The 14,175-nt window shown below is 61.5% G+C and carries 15 protein-coding genes; 8 read left to right on the plus strand and 7 right to left on the minus strand.

What is annotated here, in order from left to right; translation table 11 throughout:
• Positions 1 to 15: 15 nt before the first annotated feature.
• From KVU_RS02405 to KVU_RS02420, 4 genes are all read left to right on the plus strand, one after another.
• Entirely contained in the window at positions 16 to 882 is an 867-nt protein-coding gene (locus KVU_RS02405) for a F0F1 ATP synthase subunit gamma (protein ID WP_013383729.1), read from the plus strand.
• Positions 883 to 899: 17 nt separating this feature from the next.
• Positions 900 to 2,321: a F0F1 ATP synthase subunit beta gene (gene atpD, locus KVU_RS02410; RefSeq protein WP_013383730.1), complete on the plus strand. Its 1,422-nt coding sequence runs from the start codon at positions 900 to 902 to the stop codon at positions 2,319 to 2,321.
• Between the two features lie 11 nt (positions 2,322 to 2,332).
• The gene (locus KVU_RS02415) at positions 2,333 to 2,710 is read left to right on the plus strand and encodes a F0F1 ATP synthase subunit epsilon (protein WP_013383731.1); all 378 of its coding nucleotides are present in this window, start codon (positions 2,333 to 2,335) and stop codon (positions 2,708 to 2,710) included.
• Between the two features lie 84 nt (positions 2,711 to 2,794).
• Entirely contained in the window at positions 2,795 to 3,139 is a 345-nt protein-coding gene (locus KVU_RS02420) for an H-type lectin domain-containing protein (protein ID WP_013383732.1), read from the plus strand.
• Positions 3,140 to 3,181: 42 nt separating this feature from the next.
• On the opposite strand, the gene KVU_RS02425 is transcribed toward KVU_RS02420, so the two are convergent.
• The 6 genes from KVU_RS02425 to KVU_RS02450 all read right to left on the minus strand — a co-directional run bounded on the left by KVU_RS02425 (position 3,182) and on the right by KVU_RS02450 (position 8,623).
• A complete protein-coding gene (locus tag KVU_RS02425) occupies positions 3,182 to 4,201 on the minus strand; it encodes a ribose-phosphate pyrophosphokinase (protein ID WP_013383733.1) in 1,020 nt (339 codons plus the stop codon).
• Positions 4,202 to 4,343: 142 nt separating this feature from the next.
• The gene (locus tag KVU_RS02430; protein WP_013383734.1) at positions 4,344 to 5,384 is read right to left on the minus strand and encodes a threonine aldolase family protein; all 1,041 of its coding nucleotides are present in this window, start codon (positions 5,382 to 5,384) and stop codon (positions 4,344 to 4,346) included.
• The gene (locus KVU_RS02435) at positions 5,385 to 5,843 is read right to left on the minus strand and encodes a YcgN family cysteine cluster protein (protein ID WP_013383735.1); all 459 of its coding nucleotides are present in this window, start codon (positions 5,841 to 5,843) and stop codon (positions 5,385 to 5,387) included.
• Positions 5,836 to 6,774, minus strand: coding sequence for a bifunctional riboflavin kinase/FAD synthetase (locus KVU_RS02440; protein ID WP_013383736.1), 939 nt, complete (start codon positions 6,772 to 6,774; stop codon positions 5,836 to 5,838). Before KVU_RS02440 ends, KVU_RS02435 begins: the two co-directional genes overlap by 8 nt.
• A 54-nt stretch (positions 6,775 to 6,828) precedes the next feature.
• Positions 6,829 to 7,704 (minus strand): TIGR01459 family HAD-type hydrolase, encoded by an 876-nt coding sequence (locus KVU_RS02445; protein WP_014537548.1) that lies wholly within the window; start codon positions 7,702 to 7,704, stop codon positions 6,829 to 6,831.
• A 1-nt stretch (position 7,705) separates the two neighbouring features.
• Positions 7,706 to 8,623 carry a manganese-dependent inorganic pyrophosphatase gene (locus KVU_RS02450; RefSeq protein ID WP_013383738.1) on the minus strand — a complete coding sequence of 306 codons (918 nt, stop codon included), beginning with the start codon at positions 8,621 to 8,623 and terminating at the stop codon, positions 7,706 to 7,708.
• Positions 8,624 to 8,870: 247 nt separating this feature from the next.
• On the opposite strand from KVU_RS02450, the gene groES reads away from it, so the two are divergent.
• The 3 genes from groES to KVU_RS02465 all read left to right on the plus strand — a co-directional run bounded on the left by groES (position 8,871) and on the right by KVU_RS02465 (position 12,496).
• Positions 8,871 to 9,158, plus strand: coding sequence for a co-chaperone GroES (groES, locus tag KVU_RS02455; protein ID WP_013383739.1), 288 nt, complete (start codon positions 8,871 to 8,873; stop codon positions 9,156 to 9,158).
• 42 nt (positions 9,159 to 9,200) lie between these two features.
• Complete coding sequence (gene groL / locus KVU_RS02460; protein WP_013383740.1) at positions 9,201 to 10,844, plus strand: chaperonin GroEL; 1,644 nt, start codon at positions 9,201 to 9,203, stop codon at positions 10,842 to 10,844.
• Between the two features lie 104 nt (positions 10,845 to 10,948).
• Positions 10,949 to 12,496 carry a VOC family protein gene (locus KVU_RS02465; protein ID WP_014537550.1) on the plus strand — a complete coding sequence of 516 codons (1,548 nt, stop codon included), beginning with the start codon at positions 10,949 to 10,951 and terminating at the stop codon, positions 12,494 to 12,496.
• Here KVU_RS02465 and KVU_RS02470 read toward each other — a convergent pair.
• Positions 12,459 to 12,683 (minus strand): DUF2798 domain-containing protein, encoded by a 225-nt coding sequence (locus KVU_RS02470; RefSeq protein WP_013383742.1) that lies wholly within the window; start codon positions 12,681 to 12,683, stop codon positions 12,459 to 12,461. The genes KVU_RS02465 and KVU_RS02470 overlap by 38 nt on opposite strands.
• 298 nt (positions 12,684 to 12,981) lie before the next feature.
• Here KVU_RS02470 and nhaA point away from each other — a divergent pair, with 298 nt between their 5' ends.
• Complete coding sequence (gene nhaA, locus KVU_RS02475; RefSeq protein WP_014537551.1) at positions 12,982 to 14,175, plus strand: Na+/H+ antiporter NhaA; 1,194 nt, start codon at positions 12,982 to 12,984, stop codon at positions 14,173 to 14,175.

The raw sequence follows: 14,175 nt of genomic DNA on the forward strand, positions 1-14,175 counted from the left end.
AAGGGAGAGGTTGGCATGCCCAGTCTTAAACACCTGAAAAACCGGATCGCGTCGGTCAAATCGACCCGCAAGATCACCAAGGCCATGCAGATGGTTGCCGCGGCGAAACTTCGCCGCGCGCAGGAATCGGCCGAAGCCGCGCGCCCCTATGCCGACCGTTTCAACGCGGTTCTGGCGGGGCTGACGGCAGCGGCTGCGAATTCGCCTTCGGCGCCGGCCTTGCTGGCTGGCACCGGTGCGGATCGCGTGCATCTGCTGGTGGTTCTGTCGTCTGAACGCGGCCTGTGTGGCGGTTTTAACGCCAACATCGCCCGCCTTGCGCGTCAGCATGCGAACAAGCTGCTGGCCGAGGGCAAAACGGTCAAGATTCTGACCGTTGGCAAAAAAGGCCGCGAAGCGCTGAAGCGTGACTTTGCCCATCTGTTCGTCGGTCACGTTGACCTGACGGGCGTCAAGTTGGGTTACGCTGTTGCACAGGATGTTGCCGCACAGATCCTGGCGTCGTTCGACGCTGGCGATTTTGATGTCGCAACGCTGTTCTACTCGCGCTTTCAGTCGGTGATCAGCCAGACGCCGACGGCACTGCAGGTCATTCCGGCCCAGGTCACCACCACCGCCGAGGTCTCGGGTCTTTATGACTACGAACCGGGCGAGGATGCGGTCCTGGCCGAGCTGCTGCCGCGCGGTGTCACGACGCAGGTCTTTGCGGCGCTTCTGGAAAACGCTGCCTCGGAACAGGGCGCGCGGATGACGGCCATGGATAACGCCACGCGTAACGCAGGCGACATGGTCAACAAGCTGACGGTTGAAATGAACCGCACCCGTCAGGCCGCGATCACCACCGAGCTTATCGAAATCATTGCGGGCGCTGAAGCGCTCTAACGAACCGGAGTAACGACATGGCAAACAAGGGCAAGATCACGCAGGTGATTGGCGCCGTCGTCGACGTGCAGTTCGAGGATCAACTCCCGGCGATTCTGAACGCGCTGACGACCGAAAACAACGGCAAGAAACTGGTTCTGGAAGTTGCACAGCACCTGGGTGAGGGCACCGTCCGCACCATCGCAATGGACGCGACCGAAGGTCTGGTCCGTGGCGGTCCGGTTGAAGACACGGGCGCACCGATTTCGGTTCCCGTGGGCGATGCCACGCTGGGCCGTATCCTGAACGTCATCGGCGAGCCGGTTGACGAAAAGGGCCCGGTTATCTCGACCGAAACCCGTCCGATCCACAACACCGCACCGGCGTTCGACGAACAGTCGACCTCGTCGGAAATCCTCGTCACCGGCATCAAGGTCATCGACCTGCTGGCCCCTTACTCCAAAGGCGGTAAGATCGGTCTGTTCGGCGGCGCGGGCGTGGGCAAGACGGTTCTGATCATGGAACTGATCAACAACATCGCCAAAGTGCACTCGGGCTACTCGGTTTTCGCCGGTGTGGGCGAGCGGACCCGCGAAGGTAACGACCTGTATCACGAGATGATCGAATCGGGCGTTATCAAGCCGGACAACCTGACCGAGTCGAAAGTGGCGCTGGTTTACGGTCAAATGAACGAGCCGCCCGGTGCGCGTTCGCGCGTGGCCCTGACCGGTCTGACCATTGCAGAACAATTCCGCGACACCTCGGGTTCGGACGTTCTGTTCTTTGTCGACAACATCTTCCGCTTTACCCAAGCAGGTTCGGAAGTGTCGGCACTGCTGGGCCGTATTCCTTCGGCCGTGGGTTACCAGCCGACGCTGGCGACCGACATGGGCGCCCTGCAAGAGCGTATCACCTCGACCAAAAAGGGTTCGATCACTTCGGTTCAGGCCATCTACGTGCCCGCCGATGACTTGACCGACCCGGCACCGGCCGCGACCTTTGCGCACTTGGATGCAACCACCACGCTGTCGCGTGCGATCTCGGAAATGGGTATCTACCCGGCCGTTGACCCGCTCGATTCGACCTCGCGTCTGATGGACCCGGCGATCGTTGGCGAAGAGCATTACGCTGTTGCCCGTTCGGTTCAGATCATCTTGCAAAAGTACAAGTCGCTGCAGGACATCATCGCGATCCTGGGCATGGATGAGCTGTCGGAAGACGACAAGCTGACCGTGACCCGCGCGCGTAAGATCCAGCGCTTCCTGTCGCAACCGTTCGACGTGGCAAAGGTCTTTACCGGCGCTGACGGTAAGCAAGTGCCGCTGGACGAAACCATTGCCTCGTTCAAGGCCGTGGTTGCTGGTGAATACGATCACCTTCCCGAAGCTGCCTTCTACATGGTTGGCGGCATCAAGGAAGTGATCGCCAAGGCCGAGCGTCTCGCTGCGGCTGCTGCCTAAGGAGCGGTTGAATGGCTGACATCCAATTCGACCTCGTTAGCCCGGAGCGGAGGCTTGCCTCTGTTTCCGCGCGCGAGGTGCAGATCCCGGGCGCTGATGGCGACCTGACGGCGATGGCGGACCATGCGACCACCATCACCACGCTGCGTCCCGGCATCTTGCGCGTTGTCCATGCGGGCGGCACCGATGACTATCTGGTCACCGGCGGCTTTGCTGACATCAGTGCGACAACGGTGACGGTTCTGGCCGAGGTTGCGCTGCCTGCAGCAGAAGTGACGGCGGCCAAGGTCGAAGAACTGGCCGCTCAGTTGCGCGCCAATGCAGACGTCGATGTTGCAGCCAAACAGGTTGCAGATCTGGACGTTGCTGCGCGTAGCCTCGGGCTTTGATGGTCTTTGACCACGCTGGCTAAGACTTTATAAGGGGCCCCGAAATGGGCCCCTTATGCCGTTTAAACGATGGAAAGACAGACGATGCAGCGATTCCTCAGTGGGTATATCGGTGTTGACCACGGGCAGATTGTACTGTTCTCGGACTATGAGAATGGCGGCCCGATGTGGACAGGCGAGGGTGACCGCGAGGTGCGCACAAAGGTGCGTTTCAACGATACGTTTGCCGCGACGCCTGCGGTGACGGTTGGTTTGCAGATGTGGGATATTTCAAACGCGCATGTGGCACGCGTCGATCTGACGACTGCTGACATCACGCCCAAAGGCTTTACGCTGATCTTCCGCACCTGGGGCGATACGAAAATCGCACGGGTCAGGGTCGGGTGGCAGGCCATCGGCATGGTCGAGGCCGACGCCTGGGACGTCTGACCCTTTGCAAAAAGCCCCGCAGTGTCCTGCGGGGCTTTTGTTTTAGCCGGCCGAATAAAGGCCTTCGTAGATTGGGGTCAGGGTCTCTGTCTCGAACAAAGACGAGACCGAAGTACCGCTCCAGGTATTGATGATCGCCTGCGCGAACAGGGGCGCGGTCGGCACGATGCGAATGCGCGAGGCGGCACGGACAGCGGCGCTCGGCTCGATCGAATCGGTGATCACCAGCGATTTCATGACCGAATTCTCGATCCGCTCGATGGCAGGGCCGGATAGGACGCCGTGGGTGATATAGCTGTGGACCTCGGCGGCGCCTGCATCGATCAGCACTTCAGCGGCTTTGCACAGGGTGCCTGCGGTGTCGCAAATATCGTCGACGATGATACAGGTCTTGCCGGTCACGTCACCGATCACGGTCATCTCGGCAATCTCACCGGGCTTTTCGCGGCGCTTGTCGACGATGGCGAGCGGCGCGTTGATGCGCTTTGCCAGCTCGCGCGCACGGCCCACACCGCCCACGTCGGGCGAGACGACCATCAGATCTTCGATCCGGTCGGCGAAGTGATGTTTGATATCCAGCGAGAAGATCGGCGAGGCATAGAGGTTATCCACCGGCATGTCGAAAAAGCCCTGAATCTGCGCCGCGTGCAGGTCCAGCGTCAAGACGCGGTCAACACCAGCGGTGGCGATCAGGTTCGCGACCAGCTTGGCCGAAATCGGCGTGCGGGCGCGGGTGCGGCGATCTTGGCGGGCATAGCCGAAATAGGGGATCACGGCGGTGATGCGACCCGCGGACGAGCGGCGCAGCGCATCCGTGATGATCAGCAATTCCATCAGGTTGTCGTTCGAGGGGTTCGATGTCGACTGGACGATGAACATATCCTCGCCGCGGACATTCTCGTAAACCTCGACATAGACCTCTTGGTCGTTGAACCGCTCGACGCGGGCGTCGACCAGATCGACATTCATGCCCCGGTGCATCGACATGCGGCGGGCAATCGCGCGCGACAGGGTGCGGTTCGCATTCCCCGAAATCAACTTGGGTTCGGTCATCAGCGGCATCGGATTTTCCTTTGGCAGAAGGGGCGGAACTCTCCGCCGACGATGAGGCCGCTTCTGGCCCCGCAGCGGGAAATCTGCAACGGCTTTGTGACGGATGTTTGCGAAAACATAGCCGTCCTGAAGCCGTTGCAACAGTCAGTGGTTAAAGCAGTGCGAGGAAAGCGTCGATTTCGGCCTCGGGCAGGGCCCAGTCGCAGACAAAGCGCGCCAGCAGTAGCTCGTCTTCCGGCCCCTCGCCCAAGGCGCCGTTCCACAGGGAATACATGGCGCCCGCACCTTGCAGCTTGCGGTGCAGGCTGCGGGGCAGGTCGGCGAACAGGATGTTGCCCTCGGCGGGGTAGTTCAGGCTGTGACCTGCTGCGGCAAAACCTGCCGCCAGGCGCGCGGCCTTGCTATTTGCGGCGCGGGCCAGATCCAGCCACAGATCACCCTGCAGATAGGCGTCAAACTGCGCCGACAGATAGCGGTGTTTGGAAAACAGCTGCGCGCCGCGCTTGCGGCGGTATTCGAATTCCAGTGCGTGTTTGGGGTCGAAAATCACGACTGCCTCGACGCCCATCAGACCGTTCTTGGTGCCACCAAAGGTCACCGCGTCAATGCCGGCTTTCCACGTCATCTCGGCCGCCGAGCAACCCAGCGCGACCAGCGCATTGGCAAAACGCGCGCCGTCCATATGGACGGGCAGGCCAGCGGCATGGGCCACATCGGTCACGGCGCGGATCTCGTCCAGCGTATAGAGCGTGCCTTTTTCGGTCAGCTGCGTGATCTGCACGGCGCCTGGCTGCGCCCCGTGGATGCCGCGGCTGCCCGCACCTGCGATCGCCTTTGCCAGCGCGGCGGGGACGATTTTCGCATTCACATTCTCGACCAGCGTCAGGGTCGCGCCGCCCATGAAGGCGACGGGGGCGTTGCACTCATCTTCCTGAATATGCGCCATTTCGGTGCAAAAAACGGTCTGCCACGGCTGCACCAGCGTCGCCAGCGCCAGCGAATTGGCGGCGGTGCCGGTTGCGACGAAATAGACCGCAGCTTCGGGCGCCTCGAACAGGGCGCGGATGCGGGCGGTCACATCGCGGGTCAGGGCGTCGGCGCCATAGCCTGCCACATAGCCCTGGTTCGCGGCCTCGAGCGCGCGAAAAACCGAAGGGTGGACAGGCCCGGCATTATCCGATGCGAAAAACATTCAAAGCGGCTCCTCGATAATAAGATCTTCCCAGTCGTCGTCATCGACGTCGAGCTCGGAAACAGTCATGCCAGCGGCCGATACACCTGCTTTATGGACGGCGGAAGGGTCGCCACTGATCAGGTGATGCCACGGATAGAGGGGGCGCCCCTCGTGCATCAGGCGATAGGCGCAGGTTTGTGGCAACCAATACAGGTTCTTACGCAAAGTCTTGGGCGTCAGCACGATGCATTCGGGCACGTAATCGTGACGGGTGGCATAGCGCGAGCATTGGCAGGTTGCACCGTCCAACAGGCGACAGGCGACGCGGGTCAGAAACACCTCGCCGCTGTCCTCGTCCTCGATCTTGTTCAGGCAGCATTTGCCGCAGCCATCGCAGACGGCTTCCCATTCGGCGGGGGTCAGTTGCTCCAGCCGATACTTCTCCCAGAACTGCGGGCGAAGAGTGGGGTCAGACATCGGCCAAGATCCGGCGCGCCTCGATCACATCGGCGTGCATCTGGGTGATCAGCGCGTCGATACTGTCGAATTTGAGTTCAGGCCGCAGATAATCCACCAGCCCGACCGAGATCCGCGCGCCATAAAGGTCGCCGCGAAAATCCAGCAGATAGGTCTCGCAATTGGGTTTGTTCACGCCAAAGGTCGGACGGCTACCGATGGATGTCGCGCCCAAGTACTGTCCGGCATAGGGGCCATCGCGCACGATGACAGTGGTCGCATAGACGCCAAAGCGCGGCATATGCAGGCCGTTGATGCCGATATTGGCAGTCGGGAAGCCCAGCTCGCGCCCGCGTTGATCGCCGTGTTCGACGATGCCTTCGATGCGGTGAACATGGCCCAGCATCGCGGCGGCGTCGCGGGGGCGACCCTCGGCCAAGGCGGTGCGGATGGCGGTCGAGGACACTTCCTTGCCGGTCAGCGCAATCAGCGGCGCGACGGTCACGCCAAAGCCCAAATGCTCGCCCATCTCGGCCAGCATGGCGGCATTGCCGCTGCGGCCTTTGCCAAAATGGAAATCCTGACCGACGACGACATGTTTCACGCCAAGACGCTCGTGCAGGATCTTTTGGATGAAATCTTCGGCGCTCAGTTCCGCCAGCGCGCTGTTGAATGGCAGCTCGTACAGGCGCTGCACGCCGCTTTCGCGCAGCTGTTCGGCGCGCGTTGCGGCATCCATCAGTCGAAAGGTCGGTCCATCGGGAATGAAGAACTGGCGGGGATGTGGCTCGAACGTCAGAACGCCCAAGGGGGCGTTCATCTGTTGGGCGATCTGCCTTGCGTGGTCGATGACGGCGGCGTGGCCAGCATGGACGCCATCGAAATTACCGATGGCGATGACGGCGCAGCGTTGCGCGGGCGCGATGAATTGCGAGTCTCGGATGATGTCCATGCGGTTTGCCTAGCGCCGCCACGCGGCAAGCGCAAGCGTGACAGTTTCCCGCGCTTAACGCAGGAAACCGATCGTGTAATCAGGCGAAAGGCCGGTGCTTGTCAGATAGGCATCCAGCGCGGCGGGTTCGGGCTGATAGGTGGTTTTCGTCTCGGCCGCGGCCAGACCGCCACTGATATAAAGGCAATCGTAATCCTCGGACAGGGCGCCTTGGACATCGGTGATGATGCCGTCGCCGATGCAGATGATGCGGCTGTGATCGACCTTGCGCCCCAGCTTGTCCAGACGGCGGCGCGCCAGATCATAGATCGGCGCATGCGGCTTGCCGAAATACAGGCTCTCGCCGCCCATCTCGGTATAGATCTGCGCCAGCTTGCCCGCACACCATTCGCGCGAATGGCCGCGATCCACGACGATATCGGGGTTCGCACACAGCAGCTTTAGCCCGCGCGCGATGGCGCGTTCAAATTCCGGCCGGTATAGGTCGGGATCAGCCATCGGATCGGCGGGACCCGCGCAGACGATGCCCTCGGCCTGATCCAGATCCACCTCGGTCACGTCGATGGGTGTGTCCAAGACCTTTGGCGGCTCAAGAAAGATGCGCTCATGCGGCTGGCCGACGAACCAGACCTTTTGGCCGACAACGCCGGTGAACAGCGCGGTGCGCGCCGCATCGCCCGACGTCGCAATCGCATCCCAGCTATCGGGCGCGATGCCGAAATCTTCGGTGATCTGACGCTCGACACTGGCGCGGGGTCGGGGCGAGTTGGTGACCAGCACAACCGTGCCGCCGCCTTTGCGGAAGTCCTGCATCGCGGCCACCGCATCGGGCAGCGCGCGGATGCCGTCATGCATACAGCCCCACAGGTCAACGAAAGCGGCGTCGTAGTTCAGCGCGATTTCGCTGAAACGTTCGATAATACGTGACATGTCAGACCTTTAGTGCGGGGATGATTTGCTTTTTCCGGCTCATGATGCCCGGCAGCACCACGGTGTCGCCCGTGACAGTGGCGCCAAAGCTTTTCTCGGCGACCTGTTTGGTCAGATCATTCGGCACCAGCAGGGTGGCTTCTTCGTTCAGGATGTCGATGACGAACAGCAGCACTTGGTCGGCGCCATCCTCGCGGGCGACATCCAGCATGCTGGCCATCAGGCTCTCTTTGCGCGACAGCACCGTGGCGGGCGATGTGGTTTCCAGCACCGAGACGCGGAATTCGACGCCATCGACGTTGTATTCCTTGGAATCCATCCGCAGCAGCGCCGCGTCAGAGAAATGCGATACATCCGATTTCGCGGCGAACATTTCAGCCGCATAAGCAGGGATTTCGATGCCAAGGTCTGCGGCCAGCTTTTCCGCCAATGCGCGGTCAACCGGCGTGGTGGTGGGCGAGCGGAATTCCAGCGTGTCCGACAAAATGCACGACAGGATCAGACCCTTGATCGCCTCGGGCGCGGTCTCGGCGACATGGCCCATCAATTGGTGCAGCAGCGTTGCGGTGCAGGCCAGCGGGCGGATGGTGATCTCGATCGGGCCTTTGGTCTTCAGCCCGCCGATCAGCGCATGGTGGTCGATGATCGCACGGATATCGGCGCTGTTGATGCCCTCGGGCAATTCGGCTGGGTTATTGGTGTCGACGATGACGCAGGGCTGGCCCGCGGCGATTTCTGTCAGCAGGGCCGGCGTCTCGAAACCCCAACGCTTCAGCACGAAAGCGGCTTCGGTATTTGGCGTGCCCAAAACGCGGGCTTCGGCGCTGAAACCGGTGGCGTTCAGATACCAGGCCCAGATCAGGGCCGAGCCGGTTGCGTCGGTGTCAGGGGATTTATGGCCAAAAACCAATGTCGTCATAGTGATATCCTGCGTGAATTTGGTGCAGACGCCTGCATTTCGGCCGGTTTATAGGGGGCGGGCCACGAGATGTCACTTGCCAGCGGCGGGCTTTCGCCCGTTGTCATGCAAATTTCACGCATGCCGCCGAAAACTTCCGCACCACAAGAGTTGACATAAGCGCTGTTCGATCCCTAAGTAAGGATCGTTAGCACTCGGGACTGATGAGTGCTAAAAACCATATTTTGATGAGCTGAGGAGCCGCAAGATGGCATTCAAGCCGCTTCATGACCGTGTGGTCGTGCGCCGTGTGCAAAGCGAAGAAAAGACCAAGGGCGGTCTGATCATCCCCGATAGCGCAAAAGAAAAGCCCGCTGAGGGCGAAGTCGTCGCCGTTGGCGAAGGCGCACGTAAGGATTCGGGCGAGCTGATCGCACCTTCGGTGAAAACCGGCGACCGCGTTCTGTTCGGTAAATGGTCGGGCACCGAGATCACCGTCGAAGGTGAAGAGCTGCTGATCATGAAGGAAAGCGACATTCTGGGCATTATCGCCTGATTTCGCCCTTCCGGGAAACCATAGAAGACAAGGAAAGCTGAAATGGCTGCCAAGGACGTAAAGTTCAACACCGAAGCCCGCGAGCGTATGCTGCGCGGCGTCAACATCCTCGCCGATGCTGTAAAAGTGACGCTGGGCCCCAAAGGCCGTAACGTCGTGATCGACAAGTCGTTCGGTGCCCCGCGCATCACCAAGGACGGCGTTTCGGTTGCCAAAGAAATCGAACTGGCTGACAAATTCGAAAACATGGGCGCACAGCTCGTGAAAGAAGTTGCGGCTCGCACCAATGATGAGGCCGGCGACGGCACCACCACTGCGACCGTTCTGGCGCAAGCGATCATCAAAGAAGGTCTGAAGTCGGTTGCGGCTGGCCTGAACCCGATGGATCTGAAGCGCGGCATCGACCTGGCGACCACCAAAGTCGTCGAAGCCCTGAAAGCCGCGGCCCGTCCCGTTGCGGACAGCGATGAAGTTGCCCAAGTCGGCACCATCTCGGCCAACGGCGAAGCGCTGATCGGTAAGCTGATCGCTGAAGCTATGCAAAAAGTCGGCAACGAAGGTGTCATCACCGTCGAAGAAGCCAAAGGCACTGAGACTTCGGTCGAAGTTGTCGAAGGCATGCAGTTCGACCGTGGCTTCCTGTCGCCCTACTTTGTCACCAACCCCGACAAAATGGTTGCTGACCTCGATGACGTGCTGATCCTGCTGCACGAGAAGAAACTCTCGTCGCTGCAGCCGATGGTTCCCCTGCTGGAAGCCGTCATTCAGTCGCAAAAGCCGCTGCTGATCATCGCTGAAGACGTCGAAGGCGAGGCTCTGGCCACGCTGGTCGTCAACAAGCTGCGCGGTGGTCTGAAGATCGCTGCCGTCAAGGCACCGGGCTTTGGCGATCGCCGCAAGGCCATGCTGCAAGACCTCGCGATCCTGACCGGTGGTCAAGTGATCTCGGAAGACCTCGGCATGAAGCTGGAAGGCGTCACGATCGACATGCTGGGCTCGGCCAAGCGCGTCTCGATCACCAAAGACGCGACCACCATCGTTGATGGTGCGGGCGAGCGTACCGAGATCGAAGCCCGCGTGGGCCAGATCCGCACGCAGATCGAGGAAACCACCTCGGACTACGACCGCGAAAAGCTGCAAGAGCGTGTGGCCAAACTGGCTGGCGGCGTCGCTGTCATCCGCGTTGGCGGCATGACCGAAGTCGAAGTGAAAGAGCGTAAAGACCGCGTTGATGACGCGCTGAACGCAACCCGCGCTGCTGTCCAAGAGGGCATCATCGTCGGCGGCGGCGTCGCTCTGGTTCAAGCGACCAAAGTGCTGGACGGCCTGGTTGGCGCAAACAGCGACCAAAACGTCGGTATCGCGATCATCCGTCGCGCGCTGGAAGCGCCGATCCGTCAAATCTCGGAAAACTCGGGCGTTGATGGTGCGGTTGTTGCGGGCAAAATCCGCGAATCGACCTCGACCTCGTTCGGCTTCAACGCGCAGACCGAAGAATATGGCGACATGTTCACCTTCGGCGTGATCGACCCGGCTAAAGTGACCCGTACTGCGCTGGAAAACGCAGCGTCGGTTGCCTCGCTGCTGATCACCACCGAAGCGATGATCGCTGACAAGCCCGAGCCCAAAGGCGCACCCGCCGGCGGCGGCATGCCCGACATGGGCGGCATGGGCGGCATGATGTAATCATCCGGCCAATTGGTCTGACGGGAAGGGCTCGCGGCAACGCGGGCCCTTTCTTTTTGCACGAAAATCGCGGCAAGGTGGCGGCGCTACAGACAGGATAGAATATGACCTCGGGCATCCACCACGTCACCGCCGTTACTGCAAATGTGCAGCGCAATGTCGATTTTTACGCGGGGTTTCTGGCCCTGCGTCTGGTCAAGCGCACCGGCGGCTTCGAGGATGCCGAACAGTTGCACCTGTTTTATGGCGATCAGCTTGCCAGCCCCGGATCGCTGATCACCTTTCTGGTCTGGCCCGATGGCGCGCATGGCCGCGTCGGCCTCGGGCAGGTCAGCGAGATCGCCTTTGCGGTGCCGCTCGCCAGTATCGGTGACTGGCTGCAAAGGGCAATGGCGGCGGGTATTCCCTTTACCGGCCCCGCGCGCGAATTGGGCGAGCCTGTGCTGCGCCTGCGCGACCCCGACGGGATTATCGTCAAGCTGGTCGGGACTGATCTGCCTGCGGATGCCCCTTTGCCCGATCCGATGGCCCCGACCCGCATCCGCGCGGTGACGATCCTGACCGAGGATGCCGAGGCAACGGGCGCATTCATCGCGCGTTTCGGCTATAGCGTGGCGCTGCGCGACGGGCCGTTCATCCGGATGCAATCCGACCGTGATGTGGTGGATATCCGACAATCCGCGGGCTTTGTGACCGGGGGCCCGGGCGCTGGGATTTTTGATCACGTCGCTTTTCGTGCGCCCGATGTCGATGCCGTCCGCCAGATGCGCCTTGACTTGCGCGACCACGAGGGCGTGACCCATGTCCATGATCGCAAATACTTTTTCTCGCTCTACGTGCGCGAGCCTGCGGGGACATTGATCGAATATGCCACCGATGCGCCCGGTTTCTTGCTAGATGAGCGCGCCGAGGACTTGGGCAGCGGGCTGTTCTTGCCCGATAATGCGCTGGACCGTGCGGCGGATCTACAGGTGATGCTGCCGCAATTTGCACTGCCGGGTGCGCCGCGCCGCCCCATTCGCACGCTGGATTTCAGCCACCGTTTCTATGATCCGGCCGACCCCGATGGATCGGTGATCGTGCTGCTGCACGGCTCGGGCGGGACCGAGGCCGATCTGATGCCCATTGCCGCCGCCGCCAATCCGCGCGCGACACTGATCGCCCTGCGCGGTCGCGCGACCGAGGAGGGCAGCCTGCGCTGGTTCCGCCGTTTTGGCGCGGGCCAGTATGATCAGGCCGACATCCGTGCCGAGGCCGCCGCCTTTGCCGCCTTTATGGAGGATCTGCGCACGGGCTATGGCATCGCGATCAGCGATGTCACGTTCCTTGGCTATTCCAATGGCGCGAATTTCATCGCGGCGGCGATGCGGCTTTATCCGCAGCTTGCCACCCGCACGGTTCTGCTGCGCGCCGCCGAAGTGCTGGAGGGGGCGCCCGCAGTGGCGCTGGATCATGTGCCGATTACGCTAATCCTTGGCCGCGATGACAGTTTCCTGCCCGAAGGCCAGCGGCTTGCCGCAGCGCTGGAGGCCGCAGGCGCGCAGGTGCAGGTCACCCTGCTGCCCGCAGGCCACGGCCTTGACCCGCACGAGGCGGCGGCCGTGGCCGAGGCTTTTAGCGGCGCGGTGCCGTCAGACGCGCCGCAATCTTAAACGCCAGCGGCCCGACGATCAGGCTGACGATAAAGGCCAGCGGCCAAGCGACGATAATGCGCAGCGGCCATTGTTGCAGCCATTGCATACTTGGCCCCATGACCAGCAGCGTCAGGAAACCCGACATGATGCTGGCCATGCAAAAGGTGATGATCAGTTGCGCGATAATACGAGTCTTCAGTTCCAAAGGGTGAGGCTTTCCAGATAATGCGGCCCCCGTGTCTGGGGCCGTGCTGCGACAGACGCCGTGGCTCTGCGCGCAGGCGCAAATGGATCTCTGGAACGCAGAGGGGCGGAATAACCAACCGCCCTTTATCTTTTCGGCTTTGCGTATTTATCGGCGGCGAGGGCGGGGTGCAATGCGACGAAAAGGCTTGGCACCGCAGGGCCGCATTGGCTAGAATACAGACAGGCGTGTGCTGCGTGCGCCCAGGGTCCCCCTGAATACGGAGAAGTTTGAAACCTGTCTCTTGGGGAGCTTGGTCATGTCGACGCATGAACCACGGCCGAATGGTCGCGGCGGTAACGCTACATTTCGTAAATTTCTGGACAGCGGATCATCCGCGGGCATCGTCTTGATGGTGGTTGCGGCCCTTGCGATCATCACGGCGAATTCGCCTTTTGCGGCCAGCTATTTCAACGCGCTGCATCTGTATCTTGGTCCGCTCAGCCTGCAGCATTGGATCAATGATGCGCTGATGGCAGCGTTCTTTTTGATGGTCGGCCTCGAGATCAAGCGTGAGATGGTCGATGGCCAGCTATCGACCTGGCCGCGCCGCATCCTGCCGGGAGTGGCGGCGCTGGGCGGTATGGCGGTGCCTGCGCTGATCTATGTCGCCTTTAACGCAGGAAATCCGGCGGCCCTGCGCGGCTGGGCGATTCCATCGGCCACCGATATCGCCTTTGCGCTGGGGGTGCTGTCGCTGCTGGGGCCACGGGTGCCTGCCTCGCTCAAGGTGTTCCTCGCCGCGCTGGCGATCATCGACGATCTGGGCGCGGTCGTGATTATCGCGCTGTTTTATACGACGGATCTGTCCGTGGTGGATCTGGGGCTGGCGGCGGCTGTTGTGGCAGCGCTGGTGGGCTTGGGCCGGATGCGGGTCAATTCCCTTGTGCCCTATCTGGTGCTGGGCGTGATCTTGTGGGTGCTGGTCTACCGATCCGGCGTGCATGCGACGCTGGCGGGCGTGATCCTTGCGCTGACCATTCCGATCAAACGCACCCCCGCCGCGCCCGAAGCATCGCCAGCCGAATCGCCGCTGCACAGGCTCGAGCATATCCTGCAAACACCGGTCGCCTTTATCATCGTGCCGATCTTTGGTTTCGCCAATGCGGGCGTCTCGTTCGAGGGCGTTACGCTGGCGACATTCGCGCAGCCGCTGACCTTGGGTGTGGCCGCTGGGCTGTTCCTTGGCAAGTTGATCGGGGTCTTTGGCGCGGTCGCGCTGATGGTGCGCAGTGGTATCGTCGATCTGCCAGCGGCGGCCAGTTGGGGGCAGGTGCTGGGTGTGTCGCTGCTATGCGGGATCGGCTTTACCATGAGCCTGTTCATTGGCCTTTTGGCCTTTGACGACCCGGCACTGCAGGACGGGGTGAAATTCGGCATTCTGGCCGGATCGATCCTCTCGGGCACATTGGGCTATGTCGTGCTGCGCGTGGTCCGGCGCGAGGCGCGCTGA

Source organism: Ketogulonicigenium vulgare WSH-001 (assembly GCF_000223375.1).
GTDB lineage: Bacteria > Pseudomonadota > Alphaproteobacteria > Rhodobacterales > Rhodobacteraceae > Ketogulonicigenium > Ketogulonicigenium vulgare.